The 25,793-nt window shown below is 58.5% G+C and carries 25 protein-coding genes and 1 pseudogene; 6 read left to right on the top strand and 20 right to left on the bottom strand.

Annotation, left to right across the window (positions count from 1 at the left end; translation table 11 throughout):
• Positions 1-35: 35 nt before the first annotated feature.
• From tolB to CAF65_RS28585, 12 genes and pseudogenes are all read right to left on the bottom strand, one after another.
• Complete coding sequence (gene tolB / locus CAF65_RS00415; RefSeq protein ID WP_178076654.1) at positions 36-1,316, bottom strand: Tol-Pal system beta propeller repeat protein TolB; 1,281 nt, start codon at positions 1,314-1,316, stop codon at positions 36-38.
• A 17-nt stretch (positions 1,317-1,333) separates the two neighbouring features.
• Positions 1,334-2,413: a cell envelope integrity protein TolA gene (gene tolA / locus CAF65_RS00410; RefSeq protein WP_085714504.1), complete on the bottom strand. Its 1,080-nt coding sequence runs from the start codon at positions 2,411-2,413 to the stop codon at positions 1,334-1,336.
• The gene (gene tolR, locus CAF65_RS00405; protein WP_177408934.1) at positions 2,413-2,865 is read right to left on the bottom strand and encodes a protein TolR; all 453 of its coding nucleotides are present in this window, start codon (positions 2,863-2,865) and stop codon (positions 2,413-2,415) included. The genes tolA and tolR overlap by 1 nt, the downstream gene beginning before the upstream one ends.
• A gap of 23 nt (positions 2,866-2,888) precedes the next feature.
• The gene (tolQ, locus tag CAF65_RS00400) at positions 2,889-3,584 is read right to left on the bottom strand and encodes a protein TolQ (RefSeq protein ID WP_085714502.1); all 696 of its coding nucleotides are present in this window, start codon (positions 3,582-3,584) and stop codon (positions 2,889-2,891) included.
• Positions 3,574-4,041, bottom strand: coding sequence for a tol-pal system-associated acyl-CoA thioesterase (ybgC, locus tag CAF65_RS00395; RefSeq protein WP_085714501.1), 468 nt, complete (start codon positions 4,039-4,041; stop codon positions 3,574-3,576). The genes tolQ and ybgC overlap by 11 nt, the downstream gene beginning before the upstream one ends.
• Before the next feature lie 127 nt (positions 4,042-4,168).
• Positions 4,169-5,230 carry a Holliday junction branch migration DNA helicase RuvB gene (ruvB, locus tag CAF65_RS00390; RefSeq protein ID WP_085714500.1) on the bottom strand — a complete coding sequence of 354 codons (1,062 nt, stop codon included), beginning with the start codon at positions 5,228-5,230 and terminating at the stop codon, positions 4,169-4,171.
• The gene (ruvA, locus tag CAF65_RS00385) at positions 5,231-5,839 is read right to left on the bottom strand and encodes a Holliday junction branch migration protein RuvA (protein ID WP_007995640.1); all 609 of its coding nucleotides are present in this window, start codon (positions 5,837-5,839) and stop codon (positions 5,231-5,233) included.
• 114 nt (positions 5,840-5,953) lie between these two features.
• Positions 5,954-6,478: a crossover junction endodeoxyribonuclease RuvC gene (gene ruvC, locus CAF65_RS00380; protein WP_008015799.1), complete on the bottom strand. Its 525-nt coding sequence runs from the start codon at positions 6,476-6,478 to the stop codon at positions 5,954-5,956.
• Between the two features lie 159 nt (positions 6,479-6,637).
• The gene (locus tag CAF65_RS00375) at positions 6,638-7,384 is read right to left on the bottom strand and encodes a YebC/PmpR family DNA-binding transcriptional regulator (protein WP_085714499.1); all 747 of its coding nucleotides are present in this window, start codon (positions 7,382-7,384) and stop codon (positions 6,638-6,640) included.
• Between the two features lie 128 nt (positions 7,385-7,512).
• A complete protein-coding gene (gene aspS, locus CAF65_RS00370; RefSeq protein WP_085714498.1) occupies positions 7,513-9,288 on the bottom strand; it encodes an aspartate--tRNA ligase in 1,776 nt (591 codons plus the stop codon).
• A gap of 120 nt (positions 9,289-9,408) precedes the next feature.
• Positions 9,409-9,630, bottom strand: a complete 222-nt coding sequence (locus tag CAF65_RS00365) for an FmdB family zinc ribbon protein (RefSeq protein WP_032829812.1) — start codon at positions 9,628-9,630, stop codon at positions 9,409-9,411.
• 139 nt (positions 9,631-9,769) lie between these two features.
• Positions 9,770-10,057 (bottom strand): annotated as a pseudogene (locus CAF65_RS28585) (ribbon-helix-helix domain-containing protein); the annotation flags it as partial.
• 207 nt (positions 10,058-10,264) lie between these two features.
• Between CAF65_RS28585 and CAF65_RS28945 the strand changes: the two are divergent.
• A complete protein-coding gene (locus CAF65_RS28945; protein WP_085714496.1) occupies positions 10,265-10,867 on the top strand; it encodes a cold-shock protein in 603 nt (200 codons plus the stop codon).
• A 64-nt stretch (positions 10,868-10,931) separates the two neighbouring features.
• On the opposite strand, the gene CAF65_RS00350 is transcribed toward CAF65_RS28945, so the two are convergent.
• Complete coding sequence (locus CAF65_RS00350) at positions 10,932-11,138, bottom strand: SlyX family protein (RefSeq protein WP_023966910.1); 207 nt, start codon at positions 11,136-11,138, stop codon at positions 10,932-10,934.
• Positions 11,139-11,141: 3 nt separating this feature from the next.
• Positions 11,142-11,567: an HIT domain-containing protein gene (locus CAF65_RS00345; protein ID WP_085714495.1), complete on the bottom strand. Its 426-nt coding sequence runs from the start codon at positions 11,565-11,567 to the stop codon at positions 11,142-11,144.
• Between the two features lie 912 nt (positions 11,568-12,479).
• Here CAF65_RS00345 and CAF65_RS00340 point away from each other — a divergent pair.
• The gene (locus CAF65_RS00340) at positions 12,480-13,808 is read left to right on the top strand and encodes an OprD family porin (protein WP_085714494.1); all 1,329 of its coding nucleotides are present in this window, start codon (positions 12,480-12,482) and stop codon (positions 13,806-13,808) included.
• 145 nt (positions 13,809-13,953) lie between these two features.
• Here the strand turns inward: CAF65_RS00340 and CAF65_RS00335 are convergent, their stop codons facing one another.
• Both CAF65_RS00335 and CAF65_RS00330 read right to left on the bottom strand, forming a co-directional pair.
• Positions 13,954-14,796: a mechanosensitive ion channel family protein gene (locus CAF65_RS00335; protein WP_085714493.1), complete on the bottom strand. Its 843-nt coding sequence runs from the start codon at positions 14,794-14,796 to the stop codon at positions 13,954-13,956.
• 135 nt (positions 14,797-14,931) lie between these two features.
• Entirely contained in the window at positions 14,932-15,417 is a 486-nt protein-coding gene (locus tag CAF65_RS00330) for a YajQ family cyclic di-GMP-binding protein (protein ID WP_007977344.1), read from the bottom strand.
• A 135-nt stretch (positions 15,418-15,552) separates the two neighbouring features.
• Here CAF65_RS00330 and CAF65_RS00325 point away from each other — a divergent pair, with 135 nt between their 5' ends.
• Genes CAF65_RS00325 through CAF65_RS00315 form a run of 3 tightly spaced genes read left to right on the top strand, consistent with a single transcriptional unit; the run spans position 15,553 to position 19,136 of the window.
• Positions 15,553-16,470 carry a putative 2-dehydropantoate 2-reductase gene (locus CAF65_RS00325; protein WP_085714492.1) on the top strand — a complete coding sequence of 306 codons (918 nt, stop codon included), beginning with the start codon at positions 15,553-15,555 and terminating at the stop codon, positions 16,468-16,470.
• A gap of 45 nt (positions 16,471-16,515) precedes the next feature.
• Complete coding sequence (locus CAF65_RS00320) at positions 16,516-18,552, top strand: PAS domain-containing sensor histidine kinase (protein ID WP_085714491.1); 2,037 nt, start codon at positions 16,516-16,518, stop codon at positions 18,550-18,552.
• Positions 18,553-18,554: 2 nt separating this feature from the next.
• A complete protein-coding gene (locus tag CAF65_RS00315; RefSeq protein WP_085714490.1) occupies positions 18,555-19,136 on the top strand; it encodes a cob(I)yrinic acid a,c-diamide adenosyltransferase in 582 nt (193 codons plus the stop codon).
• Between the two features lie 79 nt (positions 19,137-19,215).
• Here the strand turns inward: CAF65_RS00315 and CAF65_RS00310 are convergent, their stop codons facing one another.
• The 4 genes from CAF65_RS00310 to secA all read right to left on the bottom strand — a co-directional run bounded on the left by CAF65_RS00310 (position 19,216) and on the right by secA (position 25,004).
• The gene (locus CAF65_RS00310; protein WP_085714489.1) at positions 19,216-20,160 is read right to left on the bottom strand and encodes a Nudix family hydrolase; all 945 of its coding nucleotides are present in this window, start codon (positions 20,158-20,160) and stop codon (positions 19,216-19,218) included.
• Positions 20,157-20,783: a glutathione S-transferase gene (locus tag CAF65_RS00305; protein ID WP_085714488.1), complete on the bottom strand. Its 627-nt coding sequence runs from the start codon at positions 20,781-20,783 to the stop codon at positions 20,157-20,159. Before CAF65_RS00305 ends, CAF65_RS00310 begins: the two co-directional genes overlap by 4 nt.
• Before the next feature lie 147 nt (positions 20,784-20,930).
• Positions 20,931-22,148: a bifunctional glutamate N-acetyltransferase/amino-acid acetyltransferase ArgJ gene (gene argJ / locus CAF65_RS00300; RefSeq protein ID WP_008015779.1), complete on the bottom strand. Its 1,218-nt coding sequence runs from the start codon at positions 22,146-22,148 to the stop codon at positions 20,931-20,933.
• 120 nt (positions 22,149-22,268) lie between these two features.
• Entirely contained in the window at positions 22,269-25,004 is a 2,736-nt protein-coding gene (gene secA / locus CAF65_RS00295) for a preprotein translocase subunit SecA (RefSeq protein WP_085714487.1), read from the bottom strand.
• A 307-nt stretch (positions 25,005-25,311) separates the two neighbouring features.
• On the opposite strand from secA, the gene CAF65_RS00290 reads away from it, so the two are divergent.
• Positions 25,312-25,770: a DUF721 domain-containing protein gene (locus CAF65_RS00290; protein WP_085714486.1), complete on the top strand. Its 459-nt coding sequence runs from the start codon at positions 25,312-25,314 to the stop codon at positions 25,768-25,770.
• The last annotated feature ends 23 nt before the right edge of the window (positions 25,771-25,793 follow it).

Genomic DNA, 25,793 nt, shown 5'->3' with positions numbered 1-25,793 from the left:
ACCCCAGTGTGTTAAGTAAAACGTATAGCGCCGCGTCAGTTCAGGTAAGGGGACCAGGAAGGTTCTCTGACTTCGCCTTGTGCGGTAGGAAGCGGGAGCCTTACGCGTCCATTGATGGACACGAGCATCAAGACTCCCCGGCCCTGCTGGCGGGTGGCGTAGATTACCATGGTGCCGTTAGGCGCGACAGTAGGCGACTCGTCCAGAGTGCTATCAGTGAGTATCTTTACACTACCGCGCTGCAAGTCCTGGGCCGCCACCTTGAAATTGGTGAAGCCATCCTGACGGTGAATCATGACAAGCGTCTTTTCATCAGCCGACAATTTAGGGTTGGCGTTGTAGTTGCCGACGAAAGTCACGCGCTCGGCACCGCCGCCCCCCGCGCTGGTTTTGTAGATCTGCGGTTTGCCGCCACGGTCGGAAGTGAAGTAGATGGTCGAGCCGTCCTTGCCCCAGAACGGTTCGGTATTGATACCAGGACCGTTGGTGACGCGGGTGATCTGACGCGAGCCCAGGTTCATCACATAGATGTCCGGGTTGCCGTCTTTCGACAGCACGAACGCCAGGCGATTGCCATCCGGCGACCAGGCAGGTGCACCGTTCAGGCCTTCGAAGTTGGTGATCTGCTCACGGCGACCGGTGTCGATGTTCTGCATGAAGATCCGTGGACGCTTCTGCTCGAAGGAGACATAGGCGATGCGCTTGCCATCCGGTGCGAAACGCGGAGACAGGATCGGCTCGCGCGATTGCAGCAGGGTCACGGCGCGGGCACCGTCATAGTCCGAACGTTGCAGGGTGTAGCGAGTGTTGTTCTCGGAGAAACGCTCGGCCGTCACGTACAGCAGGCGAGTCGAGAAGGCACCCTTGATACCCGTGAGCTTTTCGAACGACTGGTCAGAGATGTAGTGCGCCATGTCGCGCAACTGATCGACGCCACCCGACACACTGCCGGTCAGCACTTGCTGCTCGGTGGCCACATTGAACAGTGCGTATTGCACCTGCAGGCGACCGCCCGCCGGAACGATGCTGCCGACCATGACGTACTGGGCACCCAGCGCCTTGAAGTCACGAAAGATGATCTCGCTGGCCTGGCTCGGCTGGCTGATCATGTTCTGCTTTGGAATCGGCGAGTAGTAACCCGAGTTGCGCAGGTCGTTACCGATGATTTCCGCCATGTCGTCAGGCAGCACGCTACCGCCCTGGAAGCCGAACGGCACAACGGCGATCGGGGTCGCCCGATCGCTGCCGCTGGTAACCAGAATGTTTTTCTCATCTGCCATCGCTATCCCTGCCATGCAGCAGATAACGACCAGCATTCCTCGTAGAAGGTTTCTCACAAGGCTAGATCCTCAGGTGTGAATGTCATCTTGAATGAACGATACGGAGCGAAATCACTCGGCTTCATTCCCTGCATTTCTGTCAAACGTCCAATATTCTTCACCGCTGCAACAGCCGATGCGTCAAACGGACCGTCGCCACTGGATCTGGACACGCTGACCGAAGTCACCGTACCGTCCGGCAACATGCCGATTTGCAACACGACCGTCATGCCTTTGCGTGCCGAAGGTGGACGAGCCCAACCTTCCGCCGCACGAGCACGAATCAGGTCATCGAAACTGCCGGCGACTTCGTCGCCCTGCTCATCGGCCAAGGCCTGCTGACGCTGCGGCGTGTCGGAAAGCAAATCTGCCAGGGCCTGAGCCTTTTTGTCTTCGGCGGATTTACGCGCCGCATCCTGCGATTTCTTCTTCGCAGCATCGGCAGCAGCTTTCTTCTTCGCTTCCTCGGCGACTTTCTTCTTCGCCTCTTCAGCCTCGGCTTTCTTCTTGGCGTCTTCCGCGGCTTTCTTCTTCGCGTCTTCGACGATCTTCTTCTTGGCTTCTTCAGCGGCCGCTTTTTTGGCCTCTTCTTCAGCAGCCTTCTTGGCTTCTTCTTCAGCTTTCTTCTTGGCTATATCAGCCAATTGTTTCTCTTCTGCCTTCTTGGCTTCCGCGGCTTTCTTCGCGTCGTCGGCTTTCTTGGCTTCATCAGCCTTTTTCGCCTCGTCCGCTTTCTTGGCTTCGTCGGCCTTCTTGGCTTCTTCGGCCTTTTGAGCCGCCTCTTCTTTCTTTTGTTCCGCAGCCTTCACCGCTTCCTGCTCGACCTTTTTCTGTTCCATCTGCTCGACTTCGGTCTGACGCGCAGCAGATTTCTGCGCTTCACCGGCAATCTTCTGATTGGTCTGGGTGGTCGCCCGACTTTTCGATTTCAGCTGGTACAAGGTTGCCTGGACAATCGGCTTGGCCGGCGGCAGTTCCGGGGTAAAGGCAAAACTGACGAACAGCATGCCGAACACCAGCACGTGCAAGCCAATCGCCCAGACACTAGGCCAGAAGTAGCTTTCCGAGGCGGACGGCTCTCGCTGTTGCTGCATCAGGGCGCCTCGGTAATCAAGCCAACATTACCGACCCCGGCTTTCTGCAACCCGCCCATGGCCCCCATGACGGAACCGTAATCGACGGATTTGTCACCGCGAATGAAGACTTGGGTGTGCTTGCCGTTTTCATTGCCGACGCGAATGATCTTGGTCACGGCGTCGGTCATCTGCGGCAACGTCATGGCCCGGTCTTGCTGCTTGTCCGTGTCGACTTCGCTGCCAAGGTTCCAGTAGTAGGTCTTGTCGGACTTGATCGAAATAGTCAGGACCTGGGTGTTGTTGTCCTGCGGCAAGGCTTCGCTGGAAACCTTGGGCAGATCAACTTTCACGCCCTGATTGAGCATCGGCGCGGTCACCATGAAAATGACCAGCAGTACCAGCATCACGTCGATGTAAGGCACCACGTTCATCTCGGCAACCGGCTTGCGCTTGTTTCGCGCTCGAGCGATTAAAGCCATTGGTAATTACCTGCTTATTCTTCGCTGGTGTGCACTTTGCGGTGCAGGATCGCCTGGAACTCATCGGCGAAGGTGTAGTAACGGCTCAGCAGGGTTTCGCTGCGAGCAGAGAAGCGGTTGTAGGCGATAACGGCCGGAATCGCGGCGAACAGGCCGATGGCCGTGGCGATCAGTGCCTCAGCGATACCCGGAGCCACAGTGGCCAGGGTCGCTTGCTGGGCAGTTGCCAGACCACGGAAGGAGTTCATGATCCCCCAGACGGTACCGAACAGACCGATGTACGGACTGACGGAACCGACGGTGGCCAGGAAGGGCAGACTCTGCTCGAGCTTTTCTTCTTCACGGGAAATGGCGACGCGCATGGCACGGGCCACGCCTTCCATGACCGCTTCCGGATCAACGCCTGACTGCTGGCGCAGACGGGAGAACTCCTTGAAGCCGGCACGGAAGATTTGCTCGACACCCGAATCAGGGTCCGGGTTGCTGCCGGCCTGACGGTACAGCTTGGACAGGTCGATACCCGACCAGAAGCGCTCTTCAAAGCTCTCCAGGGCACGTCGACCGGCGCGCAGCAGGTTGCTGCGCTGAAAGATCATGATCCACGAGGTCACCGATGCGGCTACCAGGGTCAGCATTACCAGTTGCACCACGATACTGGCATTGCTGACCAGGCTCCACATGGAGGAATGGTCGACGACGTTAGCTTCCACGCTTTATCTCCTGCTTTGAGTGTGTACCCGCGCCGCTCACGTCGGCAAAGGCCGCTCGTAGAGCTTCGGGAATGGCCCGGGGTTTCAAACTGTCGGTGCGCACACAGGCCACCAGAAACTGCCCCTCGCAGAGCAGTGCATTATCCGTTGCCCGCCTGACCTGCTGTTTGAAGCGCAGGCTGGCACGGTTCAATTCGATTACTTCAGCGCTTACCAGCAGTTCGTCATCCAGTCGCGCCGGCGCGTGGTAGCGCGCTTCGCTGGAATGCACGACGAACAACAGGTCCTCCCCTGCCAGCTGCGATTGGGCAAAGCCCAGATCTCGTAGCCGCTCGGTTCGAGCCCGTTCCATAAACTTGAGGTAATTAACGTAATACACGATGCCACCCGCATCGGTGTCCTCGTAATAAACGCGACAGCGATGTGCGAAAGGCTCAAGCCCGTTTTGCGCGCGCATACTCTAGTGCTTACTCCTCAGGTTGCCAATCCGGCCAGGCAACTGTTTTTCATTGATCTGCGGCTTTCACGTGAAAGTACGGTCCTGGGACCCTACATTGCCCGAAAAAATCAGCACGCAATGTTAATTAATCGTCAGCGGCATCGAGAAACTCGTCTACTACAGGCATTTCGCCCAATCGTGACGGAATGTTTAAACCGAAATGCAGGTAGGCATGGCGCGTCACCACCCGCCCCCGTGGCGTGCGCATGATGTAGCCCTGCTGGATCAGGTAAGGCTCCAGCACGTCTTCGATAGTGTGACGCTCTTCGCTGATGGCCGCGGCCAGGCTGTCGACTCCGACCGGCCCGCCGTCGAATTTCTCGATCATGGTCAGCAACAGACGCCGATCCTGGTGATCGAAGCCGCGCTCGTCGACGTCCAGCAGGTTCAGCGCGAGGTCGGCGATCGGCTTGGTGATATGCCCCTTGGCGCGAACTTCAGCAAAATCACGCACCCGACGCAGCAGTCGGTTGGCAATCCGTGGCGTGCCACGGGCACGGCGGGCGATTTCGAAGGCGCCCTCCGGATCCAGCGGCAAGCCGAGGATACCTGCCGAGCGACCGACAATGGTCGCCAGGTCCGCGTTGTTGTAGAACTCCAGGCGCTGGACGATCCCGAAACGGTCACGCAACGGGTTGGTGAGCATCCCCGCCCGCGTTGTTGCGCCGACCAGGGTGAACGGCGGCAGATCCAGCTTGATCGAACGCGCGGCCGGGCCCTCCCCGATCATGATGTCGAGCTGGAAATCCTCCATGGCCGGGTACAACACCTCCTCGACGATGGGCGACAGGCGATGGATTTCGTCGATGAACAGCACATCGTGAGGTTCAAGGTTGGTCAACAGTGCCGCCAGGTCACCAGGGCGCTCCAGCACCGGCCCCGAGGTGCTCTTGATCGACACCCCCATTTCCTGGGCGATGATGTTGGCGAGGGTGGTCTTGCCAAGGCCAGGCGGCCCGAAGATCAGCGTGTGATCCAGGGACTCGTTACGACCGCGAGCAGCTTGAATAAACAACTCCATCTGCTCGCGAACAGTCGGCTGGCCAATGTACTCGGCCAGGCTGACCGGGCGAATCGCCCGGTCCTGGACTTCTTCGCGCTCACGCGGGCTGTGCGTGGCAGCGATCAGACGATCAGCTTCAATCACTTAGATCATTCCCTTCAAGGCGCGACGGATCATGTCTTCACTGCTCAAACCTTTCTCCTTGATCGCAGACACTGCCTTGCTGGCTTCCTGGGGTTTGTAGCCCAGGGAAATCAAGGCGCTGACGGCGTCATTCTCGGCAGTGTTCACCGGGGCCGGGCCATCCGGCTGGTTCGGTACCAGGGCGAACATGGCCGGTACGGTTTCCCAGGCCTTGAAGCGATCCTTGAGTTCCACCAGCAAGCGTTCGGCGGTTTTCTTGCCGACGCCCGGGACCTTGGTCAGCGCCGAAGTGTCCTGGGACTGTACGCAACGAACCAGTTCATCGACTTCCAGACTCGACATCAAGGCCAGCGCCAGTTTCGGACCGACGCCGTTGAGGCGGATCAATTCGCGAAAGAAATCGCGCTCACGCTTGCCGACAAAACCATAAAGTAACTGTGCGTCTTCGCGCACGACCAAATGGGTGTGCAAGGTCAGCGGTTCACCGACCGACGGCAAGCGGTAAAGGGTCGTCATGGGCACTTCAAGTTCATAACCCAGGCCATTTACATCCAGAATCAGATGTGGAGGCTGCTTCTCAGCCAGGGTGCCGCGCAAACGTCCAATCACGTTACAAATCCTTGAGCGTTGGCCAGCTCTGGGCCAGCGACTGATAGAGCGAGGGAATACCGCCGACAACCCAGGCGAAACACCCTCACTCCATAAAAATGATTGCTGATGCTATCAGAGACGCAGGCGCCCGCCACGACTGCGTGCTGCTCCCAGACCATGGGGCAACAGACTGGAACGGGTATGAGCGTGGCATATGGCAATGGCCAGGGCGTCCGAGGCATCGATCTGCGGCTTGCTGGTCAGCTTGAGCATGTGCATGACCATCATCTGCACCTGTTCCTTATTGGCCGCACCGGTACCGACGACCGCCTGCTTGACCTGGGTTGCGGTGTACTCGGCAATTTCCAGGCTTTCCTCGGCACCCGCCACGATCGCGGCACCACGGGCCTGCCCCAGCTTCAGGGCGGAATCGGCGTTACGGGCCATGAACACCTTTTCGATCCCCATGGTCACCGGATGGTAAGTCTGAATGATCTCCCGCACGCCACGATAGACAATCTGCAGTCGCTCATGCAGCTCGCCGGCACCGGTGCGGATGCAACCGGAGGCGACGTACTCACAGCCGCGGCCGGTATCACGAACCACACCGTAACCGGTGATGCGCGAACCGGGGTCGATACCAAGAATTAAAGTCATAACGCCTGCGGATAAATTGAAATAACGCGTCGGCCGGGGCGCCGCTCGCTGTAGGAGCGAGCTCGCTCGCGATGGCCCCTAACGATAACGCAACGCTTGAAATCAGCGTCGTTCTCGGGTTTTTCGCGAGCAAGGCTCGCTCCTGCAGAAGGAGGCAGATCAACCGAGCTGTGCGGCCACCGACTCCGGAATTTCCGCGTTGGAATAGACGTTTTGCACGTCATCCAGGTCTTCGAGCATATCGATCAGCTTGAGGACTTTCTCGGCACCTTCCAGATCGAGCTCGGCGCTGGTGGTCGGCAACATGACAATTTCCGCGTCGTCACCTTTGAAACCCGCCGCTTCCAGTGCGTTACGCACGGAATAGAATCCGGCAAACGAGGTGAAAACATCGATCGAACCGTCTTCATTGGTCACCACATCATCGGCGTCGGCGTCCATGGCCGCTTCCATCAGCGCGTCTTCGTCAACGCCGGCGGCGAAGGAGATCTGCCCTTTGCGCTCGAACAGATAGGCCACCGAACCGTCGGTGCCGAGGTTGCCGCCACACTTGCTGAATGCGTGACGAACCGCTGCAGCGGTACGATTGCGGTTATCGGTCATGCATTCGACCATCACCGCCACGCCGCCTGGGCCGTAGCCCTCGTAGGTCAGCTCGACCACGTCGTCCGTGTCGGCAGCACCGGTACCGCGAGCGATGGCGCGATCGATGATGTCGCGGCTCATGTTCGCACCAAGAGCCTTGTCCAGGGCCAGCCGCAGACGCGGGTTGGAACCCGGGTCGCCACCGCCCTGACGGGCAGCAACGGTCAGCTCACGAATCCACTTGGTGAAGATCTTGCCCCTCTTGGCATCCTGACGTTCTTTGCGGTGCTTGATGTTCGCCCACTTGGAATGACCTGCCATAACTCGCTCCGAATTCTCTTTGAAACATTGCCCGCCGCGCTGCATTGCGCCGACCGACAAACAAAAGTCTTGAACAACTCTGTCCATAAAGAAAGGGCGCATCCTGAGATGCGCCCTTCAGGTCAAGCTTACTCAGCCTTAGGCGTTTCGCGCAGACGAATGTGCAGTTCGCGCAATGCCTTGGCATCCACCTGGCCCGGCGCCTGGGTCATGACATCTGCGGCGCTCTGGGTTTTCGGGAAGGCGATCACTTCACGGATCGACTGAGCGCCGGTCATCAGCATCACCAGACGGTCCAGACCAAAGGCCAGGCCACCGTGCGGCGGTGCGCCGTATTTCAGAGCGTCGAGCAGGAAGCCGAATTTCTCTTCCTGTTCCGCTTCGTTGATGCCCAGCAGGCGGAACACCGACTGCTGCATCTCCTTGCGGTGGATACGGATCGAACCGCCACCCAGTTCGGTGCCGTTCAACACCATGTCGTAAGCACGGGACAGAGCGCCAGCCGGGTTGGCTTCAAGCTCTTGCGGGGTGCACTTCGGAGCGGTGAACGGGTGGTGCAAGGCGGTGAAGCTGCCGTCGTCGTTCTCTTCGAACATCGGGAAGTCGACGACCCACATTGGTGCCCACTTGCAGGTCAGCAGGTCCAGGTCGTGGCCAAGCTTGATCCGCAGCGCGCCCAGGGCTTCGCTGACGATCTTCGCCTTGTCGGCGCCGAAGAACACGATATCGCCGTCGACCGCACCGACGCGATCGAGGATCACGTTGAGGTTGGCCTCAGGAATGTTCTTCACGATTGGCGACTGCAGGCCTTCGACGCCATTGGCGCGCTCGTTGACCTTGATATACGCCAGACCCTTGGCACCATAGATACCGACAAACTTGGTGTAATCGTCGATCTGCTTGCGCGGCATGCTTGCCCCGCCTGGAACACGCAAGGCGGCGATGCGGCATTTCGGGTCGTTGGCCGGGCCGCTGAACACCTTGAAGTCGACTTCCTTGAGCTGGTCAGCCACGTCCACCAGCTCCAGCGGGTTACGCAGGTCTGGCTTGTCGGAACCGTAGCGGCGCATGGCCTCTTCGAAAGTCATGTGCGGGAATTCGCCGAACTCCAGACCCAGCACTTCCTTGAACAGGTTGCGGATCATGGCTTCGGTCAGGCCCATGATGTCTTTTTCATCGAGGAAGCTGGTCTCGATGTCGATCTGGGTGAATTCCGGCTGACGGTCGGCACGCAGGTCTTCGTCACGGAAGCACTTGGCGATCTGGTAGTAGCGGTCGAAGCCGGCCACCATCAGCAATTGCTTGAACAACTGCGGTGATTGCGGCAGGGCGAAGAACGAACCGGCGTGGGTACGGCTCGGTACCAGGTAGTCGCGCGCGCCTTCAGGGGTGGCGCGGGTCAGGATCGGCGTTTCTACGTCGAGGAAGCCGTTCTCGTCGAGGAAGCGGCGGATGCTGGTGGTCATGCGCGAACGCAGGCGCAGCTTCTCGGCCATTTCCGGGCGACGCAGGTCGAGGAAGCGATAACGCAGGCGGGTTTCTTCGCCGACGTCGGAGAATTCGTTCAATGGGAACGGCGGGGTTTCCGATTCGTTCAGTACTTCCAGCTCATAGCCGAGGACTTCGATCATGCCCGACGCCATGTTGGCGTTGGTCGCACCGGCCGGACGCAGGCGAACCTTGCCGGTGATCTTCACGACGTATTCGCTGCGCACGCGGTCGGCTGCGGCGAAGGTTTCAGCGCGGTCCGGATCGAACACGACCTGGGCCAGACCATCACGATCACGGATATCGAGGAAAATCACCCCACCGTGGTCACGGCGACGATGGACCCATCCGCAAAGGGTAATTTCCTGGCCGTCCAGGCTTTCGTTCAGTTGGCCGCAATAATGGCTGCGCATCATGGTCGTGGTTTCACTTCTCGTAATTCGAAATTCGGTTGGAGATCCTACAGCAGCCCCGTCTTTAAAAAAGTCGTCGGGTGATGCAAGAGCACGCGTGTCGTTCAACTCAGGCTCAGGACCTTAGTCAGCTTTGTCGCCGCCGGCCAGATTCTTCTTGGAACCGGTCTTGAAATCGGTTTCGTACCAACCCGTGCCGCTGAGGCGAAAGCCGGGCATGGACAGCAATTTTTTAAGCTCTGGCGCCTGACAGGCAGGGCAGTCGACCAGCGGTGCATCGCTGATCTTTTGAATGGCTTCCAACTGATGACCACAGGAAGCACATTGATAATCGTACATCGGCATGGAGGTTGTCTCGGCGATCAGATTGCTACCGCACACGCAGGGTTTTGCGGCAAAGAGCGGGATTATATCCATTAAATGCGGCCTGTGCAGCCGTAAGACTGCACGGGCCGACACTCTGCTGCTTTCGCCGTCCAGACCAGGCCGTAACGATGCACACTCCTTCCTTGAGGCTGTGCACGACACAGACAACCCGCACCAATCCACTGAACTTCCTGACTCCGCCGTGACGCAAGTTAACTTCACGATCCAGATGAGATAGCAGGCCACTGACCGAGCAACCGTTGACCCGGGCCACTTCCGCCAAAATATCCCGATAAACCTGTTCAAGCCGCAAACAGGTGGCGAAGCCATTCAATCGTACTGAGCGAGACAAGGGTTGAGCCAACAACTTTTGGCAGCCCCCGAAACTTCGGACAACCTGCGGCAATTCCCCCCAAAAGAGCCGCCGGACGCCCTGATTTGAGTAGCCTGCGGCTTTGCTGTTAAATAGACAGCGTGTCGCCAGTGCCTATTTTTTCCGGGCATGGCGCATAGGCTGATACCGGGCACGTGCCCAACGCCTCTTTATTGTTTTGAAGCGAACCGTGCGCCATCAGCTCTTCCTTGTGAACTGTCTTAACGTGAGTTAATCAAAATGTTGAAAATCGTCCATCTACTGATAGGCGCAGCAGCCTTGCTGCTGTCCTTCATCCCTAGCCTGCAATCCGAAGCCTTGCCTTACCTGCAACAACCTGACGCGCTGTACCTGGCCTTTTTCGGCCTGCTCAATCTCACACTTGCACCTGTCATCCCTTACTGGAACAAAGGTCCGCGCCATCAACTGCAAAACCTGGTCAGCGCCCTGCTGGTCCTGACGGTAGTCCTGCAAACCCTGACGCTGATTGCACCGATGCCGGTCATCGCCGGTCAACCCGCCGTTCTGTTCAGCCTGGTCGCAGCCCTGATCGCTATTGCCCTGCATCTGGGTATCAGCTTCTACAAATCGTCACCAGCTACCGCCGCACCAAGCTACGACATGAGCAACCGCGATACCGGCACCGTGAAATGGTTCAACACGTCCAAAGGCTTCGGCTTCATTTCCCGCGACTCCGGCGACGATATCTTCGTCCACTTCCGGGCCATTCGCGGTGAAGGTCACCGCGTCCTGGTAGAAGGCCAGCGCGTGGAGTTCTCTGTCATGAATCGTGACAAGGGCCTGCAAGCCGAAGATGTGATCGCCGCGCTGCCACGCCGCTGATTCAAAGCTGAAAAAAACCGCGCACAGCCTAGCTGTCCGCGGTTTTTTCATGCCTGCTCGTCGCTCAATAGTGCGGCGGCGGCGCTTCCTCTTCGAACGACTCGAATTGGCCGACCATTTCCTCCTGGCGCTTGAGCAGCGCAGCCATTTGCAGTTGCAGACGCTCGACCACCCGTTGCTGCTCGACCAGGACATCATTCAATGCCTGGATGGTGTCATCCTGAAAGGCCAGGCGGCTTTCAAGATCGGTAACGCGTTCTTCCAGGCTCATGATTCAGCCCTCCAGAAACGTAAAACCATCAGTCAATATCAGGCGCAAACGTTCGCGAATAGCGGCGACCTGCTCCGAATCATAGGGCTTTGCCGGATATTTACCCCAAACCGGTGCTGGCCAGGCGGCATCTTCGCGCTTGCGCACAATCACATGCATGTGCAACTGGCTGACGACATTGCCCAGCGCCGCAACATTCAATTTGTCCGCGTCGAACGAGTCCTTGAGCACTTGCGAAAGCTCCGTCGTCTCCTTCCAAAGCTGCTGCTGATCTGCATCATCCAACTGAAATATCTCACTGATAGCCTCACGACGAGGTACCAGGATGAACCAGGGATAGTTCGAATCGTTGGACAACAGCAACCGGCAGAGCGGAAAGTCCCCGATCGGTAACGTGTCTTGTTGAAGTCGTGGATCTAAAGCGAACACTGCGTACACTCCCGCCGGGTCATCATTTTTCAGCTTAGCGCCCATCCGGGGGGACAGCGCACCAAGCGACCGGACGGCAGCATACCTGCGAACGGCGCACGCTTCACGGCGAACCTTGCGCAGTGGCCACGAGCGCAAGCGAAAAGCTGACAGCCCGCCCCCGGATGAGACATTTTTTGCTACCGCGCACCATGACAGCACCAATCAACCGGCAAAAAAACCCGAAATGACTGATTCACAACGAAGTGTTCGCGCAAGACAAGCGACCAACAGGGATGAACTCAGCACAGGGCAAAAAAATTTTTGCACCAAAACCGCACAGTGGGTCTACGCTGATTGCTTCGACATCCGCCGTTTACTCACTGGCGGGGTGAACCGGTAACATTTTTGGTTGTCAGGCAGTCGACCCGAAGGGTGCAACATGATGCCGGGCAAGGCGTCAAGCCCATACTAAACGCGCTTGAACCCCCGGTTTTATGAGGTTTTTACAGCGTCAGACCGTCAACTTGAAAAAAAATGCAGCGACGCTCGATACTGAGCATGCTTATTGCATTCATACCCAACATCGCCTGATATGACACCCGTTGGAAGCGGGGGTCTTCAGGTAAAAAAAGACAGTGGCAAGGTAGCCCGATGGAGATTCAAACGTTTCACCAGGACTCTTTTTACCGGCGCCAAGGCTCAGAAAACAGCATTAAAGTTGTCAGCCCGGTTGCGTTGGAGCTGGAAATTTGCGACATCTATCTCGCTGTTTGCGACAGGGTCGTAAAGAAGGCGAAAGGTTAGATACGCAAGTATCGCCAACATTGTCGGCGTGATATAAGTTTGCGCCGACACAAAAAGAAAGAGCCGCCCAGATAATAAATCAGGTGGGACGGCAGTACTCTTCTAAAACCAAAGGAGCAAATCACGATGCGCGTGATGAAGTGGAGCATGATCGCACTGGCAGTTGCAGCAGCAGCCAGTACTCAGTTGGCAGTAGCCGCACCTTTCGTGAGCGACCAGGCCGAAGCCAAAGGTTTCGTTGAAGACAGCAAACTCGACTTGCTGGTTCGCAACTACTACTACAACCGTAACAAGAAAAACGGCGCAGTCGATGACAAAGACTGGACCCAAGGCATCCAGGGCATGTTCAGCTCGGGCTACACCCAAGGCCTGATCGGCGTTGGCGTTGAAGCTTGGGGCCAACTGGCCATTAAACTGGACGGCTCCGACAAATATGCAGGTTCCGGCAACATGTCCGTGGACTCTGATGGCGAAGTCAACAACAGCCAGGGCAAAGCCGGTGCTGCCGCCAAGTTCCGCATCTCCAAGACCGAGCTGAAAATCGGCGACATGCAGCCAAGCACCTCTCCAGTGTTCGCTGTAGGTGGTTCTCGTATCCTTCACCAAACTGCTAGCGGTATCCAACTGCAGAGCAGCGAAGTCAAAGACCTCGACCTCGAAGCCGGCCACTTCTACTCGGCAACCAGCCAGGACCGCAACGCTCGTGACGGCGAACTGTTCGCTACTTACGCTGGCGTGACTGCCAACTCCATCGACTACTTCGGTGGCAAGTACGGCATTACCCCGGACCTGAGCGTATCGCTCTACGGTGCCAAGCTCGAAGACGTCTGGAACCAGTACTACGCCAACGCGAACTACACCCTCGCACTGGGCGGCGACAACTCGATCAACTTCGACGGTAACATCTACAACACCCGCGACACCGGTGATGCTAAAGCAGGCGACATCAGCAACACCGCCTACTCCCTGGCTGCTGCTTACTCGTTCCTGAAAGCACACACCCTGACCCTGGCCTTCCAGAAGGTCAACGGCGATACTCCGTTCGACTACATCGGCGTGGGTGACAACAACCGTGGTGGCGACTCGATCTTCCTCGCCAACTCCATCCAGTACTCTGACTTCAACGCCCCTGGCGAGAAGTCGGTACAAGCCCGTTACGACCTGAAAATGGCCGAGTACGGCGTACCTGGCCTGAGCTTCATGGTCCGTTACGTGAATGGTTGGAACATCGACGGTACCAACACTCCATCGAACAGCACCTACACCGGTCTGTACGGTGCAGACGGCAAACACCACGAAACCAACGTGGAAGCCAAGTACGTGATCCAGTCCGGCCCAGCCAAGGATCTGTCGTTCCGCATCCGCCAAGCATGGCACACCGCCAATGCTGACGAAGGCGAAGGCGATATCTCTGAGTTCCGCCTGATCACCGACTACCCACTCAACATTCTGTAATCACAGAAAGTTAGTTTGCGGTAATCAAAAAAAGGCCCATCTTCGGATGGGCCTTTTTCGTTGGGAGTGACAACAGTGTGTTTAAAACATCAGATCCATGCAGAACATGCCTGACCGAATAGTCAGGCATTGACCCAAAAACCAATCACTGCGCAGCAGATTCCTGAACCACGCGAATTACCCGCTGCGGAAAAGGAATATCGATGCCGGCTTCTCTCAGACGATCACGGGATAGTTCGTTGAACATGAACATCACATCCCAATAATCAGCCGTCTTCACCCAAACACGCAGAGAAACAGTGATCGAACTGTCACCCAATGTCGAAATGACTGCCTGAGGTGCCGGATCAGTCAAAACACGCGGATCCTTGGCCAACTCCAGCAATACTTCTCGGGCTTTCTGCAAGTCCGCTTCGTAATCGACGCCTACATCAAACACCACTTTGCGGGTCGGCTGACGATTGGTGTTGGTGATGATGCCGTTCGACAGATTACCGTTGGGCACGATGATGGTTTTGTTGTCACCGGTGCGCAGTACGGTATGGAAAATCTGGATGCTGTCGACAGTACCGGCGACACCTTGAGCCTCGATCCAGTCACCAATACGAAACGGACGGAACAGCAAAATCAGTACGCCGCCCGCGAAGTTCGCCAGACTGCCCTGCAAGGCCAGGCCAATGGCCAGGCCCGCCGCACCAATCGCCGCGACAAACGAAGTGGTTTCCACACCGATCATCGAGGCCACGCTGACGATCAGCAGGATCTTGAGGATGATGTTCGCCAGGCTGCTGATGAAGCCTTGCAGCGCCAGATCGGCATTACGCAATGCAATCAGGCCGCCGAGCTTTTTCGTGACTTTGTTGATCAGCCACCAGCCGATGCCCAGGGTGATGACCGCCAGCAGTACACGACTGCCGTATTCCATGATCATCGGGATCCAGGTCTGGGAGACCTTGATCAGGTTGTCTACCTCAGCATTTAAGTCCATCTGCTTGCTCCTTTTCCGGCTATCCGGCATGCGTAAAAAAAGCGGCAGAAGGATTGAACCGCGACGGGCTCAATCGTTTCTGCCGTTGCCTGGGCCTCCGACGTCGCAAACACCAAGAGGTTCCCGCTTTTCAGGTCAGTCGCGGAAGTTGTTGAACTGCAGCGGCATACCGAACTCCTTGGCCCGCAGTACTGCAATGGCTTCTTGCAGGTCATCACGCTTTTTGCCGGTAATACGCACCTGCTCGCCCTGAATGGCAGCCTGCACCTTGAGTTTGGCGTCTTTGACGTGAGCGACGATTTTCTTCGCCAGTTCCTTGTCGATGCCTTCCTTGAGGACGGCTTCCTGCTTCATCAGCTTGCCCGAAGCGAACGCATCCTTGACTTCAAGGCACTGCACGTCGATTTTGCGCTTGACCAGCGCCAGCTTGAGGATCTCAATCATTGCTTCGAGCTGGAAATCCGCCTCGGCGGTCAGGTTGACGGTCAGGTCTTTTTCCTTGAACTCGAAGCTGCCTTTGCCTTTCAGGTCATAACGACGATCGAGTTCCTTGACGGCGTTCTCGACCGCGTTGGTGACTTCGTGTTTGTCCAGTTCGGATACCACGTCGAACGACGGCATGTAATCTCTCCAAATTTAAAGGCGCACTGATGGAGCGCGCCTGGCTTGCGGTTAAAATCCGCGCTGATTATAACGGGTCTTTCCCATCATTCACTGTGAGCTGCCGATGCACGCCTTAAACAGAGCAAAAAGCTGATGTCTACCACCTGGCATGTTCTGGGCGTCGGCAGCCTCGGCACTTTATGGGCCACACGTCTGGCACGGGCTGGCGTGCCGGTCAGGCTGATCCTGCGGGACACCGCGAGATTGCAGGCCTATGAGGCGGCCGGTGGATTGACACTGGTGGAACACGGCGAGGCGCAACACTATGCCGTGCCCGCCGAGACAGCCGACAGCAGCCAACCGATCAACCGCCTGCTGGTGGCGTGCAAAGCCTACGATACCGAAAGTGCGGTAGCCCGAGTGGCGCCACGCCTGGCCCCAGGCGCTGAACTGATTCTGCTGCAAAATGGCCTGGGCAGTCAGGACGCGGTGGCCGCACAGGTTCCTCAGGCACGCTGCATCTATGCGTCGAGCACCGAAGGCGCCTTCCGTGATGGCGATTGGCGCGTGGTGTTTGCCGGGCATGGCTTCACCTGGCTGGGGGATGCGAGCCATCCGGTCGCGCCAATCTGGCTCGATGACCTGAGCACTGCCGGCATTCCCCACGAGTGGAGCACCGAAATCCTGACCAGGCTGTGGCGCAAACTCGCCCTGAACTGTGCGATCAATCCGCTGACGGTGCTGCACGATTGCCGCAACGGCGGCTTGCAGCAACATCACTGCGAAGTCGCCACCCTCTGCGGCGAACTGGTGGAGTTGCTTGAGCGTTGCGGTCAGCCGGCAGCGGCCGAAAACCTGCAGCAGGAGGTCGAACGGGTGATCCACGCCACTGCTGCCAACTACTCCTCGATGCATCAGGACGTCACCAGCCAGCGCCGCACAGAAATCAGCTATCTGCTGGGTTATGCCTGTAAAGTTGCCGGACGTCATCAACTGAACCTGCCTCACCTCAATCAGCTTGAGTCGAGGTTGATTGCTCGCCTGCAAAGCCTTGGATTGCCCAGCGACTGAGCAGCGGCTACGCTGGCCACTTGTTCCTTTTTTGCGATGAATCAGATGCCATTGCGCCAGCGCCTTGAAAACCTGCCCGTCGGACAGAAACTGCTAGCCGCCCTGCTGGTACTGATGGTCACCGTCCTGCTGGTTGCCAACCTGACCTTTATCAGCGCCGCGTACTACATCTCCCAGGAAAGCATGGCGCCCCAGGCCCTGCAGACCATCGGCCGACTGGTATCCAACCCGAGCCTGGCCTCCGAAGCCCTGGCGTCACCACAAAGCGCCGAACGCCTGCTACAGGAGCTCAACAGCTATTCGCCGCTGCGTGCAGCAGCCCTGTATGACGGCAAGGGCGAGCAACTGGCGCAATTGCAGCATGGCGACAACCTGGAGCTGCCCAAGCGTTTCCGGCATATTGAAGACTGGCAGGCCACCGAGTTTCGCAGCAATCAAGTCATCACCCTGCCCCGCCCCGGTACAGCACCAGGGCACCTGCTGCTGGTGGCCACGAGCGAACTGCCAGTGGCGTTCTACACCGGGACCCTGACGGCCAGCCTGGGCATTCTGATCTTCAGTGTGCTGCTGTGGCTGATCATTGCCCGCCAGATCAAGCGCCTGATTACCCGGCCGATCCACCAGCTCGAAGAGTTGTCCCGCCAGGTAACCCGTGAAGAAAACTACGCACTGCGTGCTTCGCGAGGAAACCACGATGAAATTGGCAGCCTCGCCGAGGCGTTCAACACCATGCTCTCGCGAATCGAGGCCAGGGAGCAGCAACTCAAGCGGGCTCGGGACGAGTCCCAGGCAGCCTACGACCAAGCCCAGGGGCTAGCCGAAGAAACCCGCCATACCAACCGCAAACTGGAACTCGAAGTCCAGGTGCGCAGCAAGATCGAGAAAAAACTCACCGGCTTCCAGAACTACCTCAACAGCATCATCGACTCCATGCCGTCGGCGCTGATCGCCCTCGACGAACAGCTCTACGTGACGCAATGGAACCAGGAGGCCAGCGCCCTGTCGGGTACTCGTCTCGATGAAGCCCTGAACCAGCCCATCTTCCTTGCCTTCGAACCGCTCAAGCCGTTTTTGCCACAACTCAAGCAAACGGTCGAGCAGCATACGGTGGCCAAAATCGAACGTGTCACCTGGCTCAAGGACGACGAACCCCGCCACTACGCCCTGACTTTCTATCCGTTGATGGGCGGTGCCGGACGTGGCGTGGTGATCCGGATCGACGACATCACCCAGCGCCTGTCCCTGGAGGAGATGATGGTGCAGTCGGAGAAAATGCTTTCGGTCGGGGGGCTTGCCGCCGGCATGGCCCACGAGATTAACAACCCGCTGGGTGCGATCCTGCACAACGTGCAAAACATTCGCCGACGCCTGTCTCCCGATCTGCCGAAGAACCTTGAAATGGCCGAACAGACCGGAATCGAACTGACGACGGTCAATCAGTATCTGCAAATCCGCGAAGTGCCACAGTTGCTCGACGGCATCCAACAGGCCGGTGCCCGCGCCGCCAAAATCGTTACCCACATGCTCAGCTTCAGCCGTCGCAGCACCCGGCAAATGGCCCCGTGCGATCTGCCTGCCCTGATCGACCAGGCCGTGGAGATCGCCGGTAACGATTTCGATCTGGCGATCGGCTTCGACTTCAAGGGCCAGGCCATCATTCGTCAGTTCGATCCGGCGCTGGGACCGGTTCCCGGCACCGCCAACGAACTGGAGCAAGTGCTGCTCAACCTGCTGAAAAACGCCGCGCAAGCCATTCACCAGCGCGAAGACGACAGCGAGCCTGGACGGATCATTCTGCGCACCAGGCTGAATCCGCCATGGGCGGAAATTCAGGTCGAGGACAACGGCATCGGCATGAGCGAGAGCGTGCGCAAACGGACCTTCGAACCCTTCTTCACCACCAAGGAAATCGGTCAGGGCACCGGACTTGGCCTGTCGGTGTCGTACTTCATCATCACCAATAACCACAAGGGGCAGATGGAAGTGCAATCGACTCTTGGCCAAGGCACCTGCTTCACCTTGCGCCTGCCCCTGGCGAGTACCCCACCTGTCTCGCAACAACTCAATCTGCTATCGAGGTAACCATGGGCTTTCGTTTGTCGAAGATTTACACCCGCACTGGCGACAAAGGCGAGACCGGTCTGGGCGATGGTCGTCGCGTGCCCAAGGATCACCCGCGGATCGAGGCCATTGGCGAAGTCGATACGCTGAACAGTCAGGTGGGCGTGTTGCTGGCCGGGTTGGCGGCGGAAACTGGTCAGTTTCCAAGCTTGAACGAAGTGATCGAGGTATTGGCCCCCTGCCAGCACCGATTGTTCGACCTCGGTGGCGAACTGGCGATGCCGGTGTACCAGGCGTTGAATGCAGCGGAAATCGAACGCCTGGAAGCCGCGATCGATGTGTGGAATGAAGAATTGGGGCCATTGGAAAACTTCATTCTGCCCGGCGGTTCGACGCTGATTGCCCAGGCTCATGTCTGCCGCAGCCTGGCGCGCAGCGCAGAGCGGCGGTGTCAGCAACTCAATGCGATTGAGCCATTGGCCGGGGTTGGCCTGGCGTACATCAATCGGATGTCGGATTTGTTGTTTGTTGCCGCGCGGTTGATTGCCAAGCGTCAGGGAGTGGCGGAGATTCTTTGGCAGCCGGCGCTGAAACCAGAGGTTTAGCCGGCACCTGTCAGGCCGCCTTCGTCGGATCGCCGCCCGGGCGGCGATCCGACGAAGGGGCCTGTAGCATCCCCCAGAATCAGGCCTCAGGCCAAAACGCCCGAATCCCTGCCACCCCCTGCGCACCCGCAGCCCAGGCTTTCTCGACCTCCGCCGGGCCCACACCACCGAGCAGGAACACCGGCTTGCTGAAACCGTCGATCAAGCTCGACGCCTGTTCCCAACCCAGCGGCTCGGCGCCAGGGTGAGTCAGGGTAGGCTGAACCGGCGACAGGGTCACGAAATCCACCCCCATCTGTTCGGCCAGCGCCAGCTCTTCAGCGTTATGGCACGACGCCGCCAGCCAGCGCGATGCCGGTAGCGGCCGCCCGGCCGCTGCGTATTTGCGCAGTTGCGCCGAGGTAATGTGCCAACCCGCGGCCGGGAAATCGCCCAGCCATTCGAACGGCCCCTTGATCATCAATTGCGCCTTGCCGGCACACAAGCCCACCGCATCGACAGCCAGGTCGCGATATTTCGGGTCGTAACCGTTCGGTGCGCGCAACTGGATAAGCTTGATGCCACCGGCAATGGCCTTCTGAATACCGCGCAGCAACGCTGGAGTTTCCAGGTCTTCCGGAGTGATCAAGTACTGAGCAGGTAATTTCGCAGCCGCGACGATAGGCTGATTGGCCGCCGGGAACTCGTAACTCGACAAATCACGCGGTGCAACCCAGGCCAGCGGTTGTCCCTCGGCACCGTGGGGCTCGCCGGTAAACGCCGAGACTTCCCAGACATCCAGCAACACCTGCTTGTCCGGGTAATCGTGCCGAATCCTGATCAGCGGGCGCGCCGCGCCGACCACGATGCCCAGCTCTTCATGGAGTTCGCGGGCCAGTGCGGTTTCGACCGACTCGTCGGCCTCGACCTTGCCCCCGGGGAACTCCCACAGGCCGCCCTGATGCTGTGAGTCGGCACGTCGGGCGATCAGGATCTGGCCACTGCCATCGCGGATGACGGCAGCGGCGACATGAACTCGTTTCACCTTTGCAACTCCTCCAGTCCGGCCTTCTGCCAGGCCTTGAACGCCGGCCATTGGTAGAGGGTCTCGACATAGGCTTCGTCTATGGCAGACAGTTTCACCTGATAGGTGCGCAAGCGCACGGCAATCGGTGCAAAGAACACGTCAGCCAGACTGATACGACCAAACAGGTATGGCCCTGTTTCTGTCGCAGCAGCACGGCACTCGGCCCACAGTGCCGACATGCGTTCGATATCGGCCTGAACGTCAGCCGGAACCGGCGACAAAGGGGCGTCATGGCTCAGGTCAAACGGCATGCTGCCGCGCATGGCGAAGAATCCGCTATGCATTTGCGCACACGCCGAGCGCGCCTGGGCGCGGGCGGCGATGTCATTCGGCCAGAGACCCGGGAACTGTTCTGCCAGGTATTCGGCTATCGCCAGGGAGTCGGCGATGGTGCCGTGTTCGGTTTTCAGCAGCGGGACCTTGCCCGCCGGCGAATGCTTGAGCAGACGCTCGCGGGTGTCCGGCTGGTTCAGTTTGATCAGTTCTTCGGTGTAGGCCGCACCGGCCAGATCCAGAGCCAGGGCGCCGCGCAGGGACCAGGAAGAAAGCAGTTTGTCGCCGATGATCAGGTGCAGACTCATGTTCAGGACCTTTTGATGAGGTGGACAGGCCAGTCTAGCTACTGACTGACAGACCGCCATCGCGAGCAGGCTCGCTCCCACAGTGGTTCGAGGTGTACACAAATCCAATGTGGGAGCGAGCCTGCCCGCGAATAGGGCAACTCGGTCTTACGTACGGTACTCGGCGTTGATCTTCACGTATTCGTGGGACAGGTCGGTGGTCCAGATGGTTTCGCTGCAATCGCCGCGACCCAACTCGATACGGATGGTGATTTCTTCCTGCTGCATCACCGCCGCACCCTGGGCTTCGGTGTAGGTTGCCGCGCGCGCGCCACGGCTGGCAATGCACACGTCACCGAGGAATACGTCGATCTTGCTCACGTCCAGGTTCGGAACGCCGGCACGGCCAACAGCGGCCAGGATACGGCCCCAGTTCGGGTCGGAAGCAAACAGTGCGGTCTTGATCAGCGGCGAGTGAGCCACGGTGTAGCCGACGTCCAGGCACTCCTGGTGATTGCCGCCGCCGTTGACTTCAACAGTGACGAACTTGGTCGCGCCTTCGCCATCGCGAACGATGGCCTGGGCCACGTCCATGCACACTTCGAACACCGCTTGCTTCAACTTGGCGAACAACTCGCCTTCGGCGCGGGTGATTTCCGGCAGCGCGGCCTGACCCGTGGCGATCAGCATGCAGCAGTCGTTGGTCGACGTATCACCATCGATGGTGATGCGGTTGAACGACTTGTTGGCACCATCGAGCATCAGGTTTTGCAACACGTCGCGGGAAACCTTGGCGTCAGTGGCGATGTAGCCGAGCATGGTCGCCATGTTCGGGCGAATCATGCCGGCGCCTTTGCTGATGCCGGTAACGGTGACGGTCACACCGTCGTGCTGGAACTGACGGCTGGCACCCTTTGGCAGGGTGTCGGTGGTCATGATGCCGGTCGCGGCAGCTTCCCAGTTGTGGATCGACAGATCATCGAGGGCGGCTTGCAGCGCACCTTCGATCTTCTCCACAGGCAGCGGCTCGCCGATCACACCGGTGGAGTACGGCAGCACCTGGCTGGCGTCGACACCAGTCAGCTCGGCCAGTTTGGCGCAGGTGCGCTCGGCGGCGGCCAGGCCTGGCTCGCCCGTGCCGGCGTTGGCATTGCCAGTGTTGGTCAGCAGGTAACGCACAGGGCCTTGTACGCGTTGCTTGGCCAGGATCACCGGTGCGGCGCAAAAGGCGTTCAAGGTGAACACGCCAGCAACCGTGGAGCCTTCAACACAGCGCATGACCACAACATCCTTGCGCCCCGGGCGCTTGATACCGGCCGAGGCGATACCGAGTTCAAAACCGGCAACCGGGTGCAACGTTGGCAAAGGACCAAGACCAACAGCCATGAATGCGCTCCTTTATAAATAATATCAGCACCGCTCAAGGGAAACGGTGGTTCGAATGGTAAAACGCCGCGACGGCAGAAGCCGGTCGCGGCGCGGGTATTTCAGCGTTTGAAACGGGTTTTACTGAATCTGCCCGTGGCAATGCTTGAACTTCTTGCCCGAACCGCAGTAGCACAGTTCGTTGCGACCCAGCTTCTGCTCGTTGCGAACCGGCGCAGTAGCGAGAGCAACATCAATCTCTTCGCCCAACACTTCCGGTTGCTCCAGACCTGGAGCCTCTTCATGCAGGAACTGCATGCGAGCGGCCAATGCCTCGGCTTCCTGGCGCAGACGCTGTTCCTCTTCGATCGGGTCTTCGCGGCGAACCTGAACGTGGGACAACACACGGATCGAATCGCGCTTGATCGAATCCAGCAACTCGGAGAACAGGGTGAAGGACTCGCGCTTGTATTCCTGCTTCGGGTTCTTCTGGGCATAACCACGCAAGTGGATACCGTGACGCAGGTGGTCCATGGTCGACAGGTGGTCTTTCCACAGGTCGTCCAGAACGCGCAGAACGATTTGTTTCTCGAAGGTGCGCAACGCTTCGGCGCCCGCCTGGTCTTCTTTCTCGTTGTACGCCGCGACGAGCTCGTTCATGAGCTTCTCGCGCAGGGTTTCTTCGTACAGGTGATCGTCTTCGTCAAGCCATTGCTGGATCGGCAGCGTCACACCGAAATCGCTCTGCAGCGCAGCTTCCAGGCCGGCCACGTCCCACTGCTCAGGCAGCGATTGCGGGGGAATGTGGGCGCTGACGGTGGCGTTGAGCACGTCCTGACGGAAGTCAGCGATGGTCTCACCGATGTTGTCGGCGGCCAACAACGTGTTACGCATGTGATAGATCACTTTACGCTGTTCGTTGTTGACGTCGTCGAACTCGAGCAGTTGCTTGCGAATGTCGAAGTTGCGGCCTTCGACCTTGCGCTGGGCCTTTTCGATGGCGTTGGTCACCATGCGGTGCTCAATCGCTTCGCCAGGCTGCATGCCCAGGGCCTTCATGAAGTTCTTCACCCGGTCAGAGGCGAAGATGCGCATAAGACTGTCTTCCAGCGACAGGTAGAAGCGGCTGGAACCGGCGTCGCCCTGACGACCGGCACGACCACGCAGCTGGTTGTCGATACGGCGCGATTCGTGACGCTCGGACGCAATCACCTGCAAGCCGCCCGATTCGAGCACTTGCTGGTGACGCTTCTGCCAGTCGGCCTTGATCTGGGCAATCTGCTCGGGGGTCGGGTTTTCCAGGGAAGCCACTTCCACTTCCCAGTTACCACCCAACAGGATGTCGGTACCACGACCGGCCATGTTGGTGGCGATGGTCAGTGCGCCCGGGCGACCGGCCTGGGCAATGATCTCGGCTTCCTTTTCGTGAAACTTGGCGTTCAGAACCTTGTGTTCGATGCCTTCCTTCACGAGCAGGCTGGACATGTGCTCGGAGGTTTCGATGGTGGCAGTACCCACCAGCACCGGACGACCGGCGGCCATGCTTTCCTTGATGTCGGCCACGATTGCCGCGTATTTCTCGTCGGCAGTCAGGAACACCAGGTCGTTGTAGTCTTTACGGGCCAGCGGCTTGTTCGGTGGAATCACCACGACCTGCAGGCCATAGATCTGGTGGAACTCGAACGCTTCGGTGTCGGCCGTACCGGTCATGCCGGACAGTTTGCTGTACAGACGGAAGTAGTTCTGGAAGGTGGTCGACGCCAATGTCTGGCTTTCGGCCTGGATGTTCAGGTTTTCCTTGGCTTCGATGGCCTGGTGCAGGCCTTCGGACAAACGGCGACCCGGCATGGTACGACCGGTGTGCTCGTCGACCAGTACGACCTGACCGTCCTGCACGATGTATTCGACGTTGCGATGGAACAGCTTGTGCGCACGCAGGCCGGCGTAAACGTGAGTCAACAGGCTCAGGTTATGCGCCGAGTACAGGCTCTCGCCTTCAGCCAGCAAACCGATGCGGGTCAGCGTTTCCTCGACGTACTGGTGACCGGCTTCGTTGAGTTCGACCTGACGGGTCTTCTCGTCGATGGTGTAGTGACCGGCCTGGGTCACTTCGCCTTCGACTTCCTCGACGTGCAGCTTCAACTGCGGAATCAGCTTGTTGACCTCGATGTACAGCTTGGAGCTGTCCTCGGCCTGACCGGAGATGATCAGCGGCGTACGGGCTTCGTCGATGAGGATGGAGTCGACTTCGTCGATCACGGCAAAATTGAGTTCGCGCTGGAATTTTTCTTCCATGCTGAACGCCATGTTGTCGCGCAGGTAATCGAAACCGAATTCGTTGTTGGTACCGTAGGTGATGTCGGCGGCGTAGGCAGCGCGCTTCTCTTCCGGCGGCTGGAACGGCGTGACAACGCCGACCGTCAGGCCGAGGAATTCATACAGCGGGCGCATCCAGTTGGCGTCACGGCGGGCCAGATAGTCGTTCACCGTCACCACGTGCACGCCCTTGCCGGACAGCGCGTTAAGGTAAACACCCAGTGTTGCCACCAGGGTCTTGCCTTCACCGGTGCGCATTTCCGCGATCTTGCCTTCATGCAAGGTCATGCCGCCGATCAGCTGGACATCGAAGTGGCGCATGCCCATGACACGCTTGCCGGCTTCACGGGCGACCGCAAAGGCTTCTGGCAGCAGCTTGTCGAGGGATTCCCCTTTGGCGATGCGGGCCTTGAACTCACTGGTCTTGGCACGCAATTGATCGTCCGAAAGGGCCACCATTCGCTCTTCGAAGGCATTGACGAGTTGCACCGTCTTGAGCATGCGTTTGACTTCACGCTCGTTCTTGCTTCCAAAAAGTTTCTTTAACAAAGGCGCAAACATATCGGCAGGATCTTCCACACTAAAGGGATGGAGGGCGGCCCCGTGAGTCGCCCGTGCAGCCCTCATGGCCGCATGCGAACGAGCATTCTACCCGGAAACGATGGAGAGGAAAGTGGCGATATTCCACGATGCCGGCACAGCGCTTTGACGGGGCTCACTTGAAATAAGGGCGTTTTGCTCAACTTCAAGCCGTTCAAGGCAGAAGTTAGTTGTTGATTTAATGGGCAAAGCGTCCACAAAAGCAATGAGCGGGTGCACCCGGTGCTTTCTGCTACCATGGCGTCTCTGTTACTTCAGGTGTCTGATCATGGCATTTCGCCCACTTACGGCCAAAGTACCTGCCGTTCTACTACGCGAAGCCAAGCCGCTGAAAGCCATTCTCGGCCACGCTCAACGCCTGGGCCATCTGCAACGCTTGCTCGAAAGCCAATTGCAACCCGCTGCTCGCGAGCATTGCCACGTGGCCTCCTGGCGTGAAGGCAGTTTGTTGCTGATTGTCACCGACGGCCATTGGGCAACCCGCCTGCGTTACCAGCAAAAGCGCCTGCAGCGGCAATTGCAGATGTTTGACGAGTTCAGCAATCTCACGCGAATTCTGTTCAAGGTCCAGCCGCCTACCGTTCAGCGGGGCGCAGTCGGGCACACCATGGATTTGTCCAGTGATGCTGCCGCGACCATTCAGGCGACGGCTGATGAGATTACCGATCCGAACCTGCGGGCGGCGCTGGAGCGGTTGGCGGCACACGCCAAAAGCAGAACCTCATAGGCGCTCCCACAGTTAGATTGTGT

It is taken from the genome of Pseudomonas sp. B28(2017), assembly GCF_002113025.1.
Classification (GTDB): Bacteria; Pseudomonadota; Gammaproteobacteria; order Pseudomonadales; family Pseudomonadaceae; genus Aquipseudomonas.
This window is presented reverse-complemented; position numbering and strand designations above follow the sequence as displayed.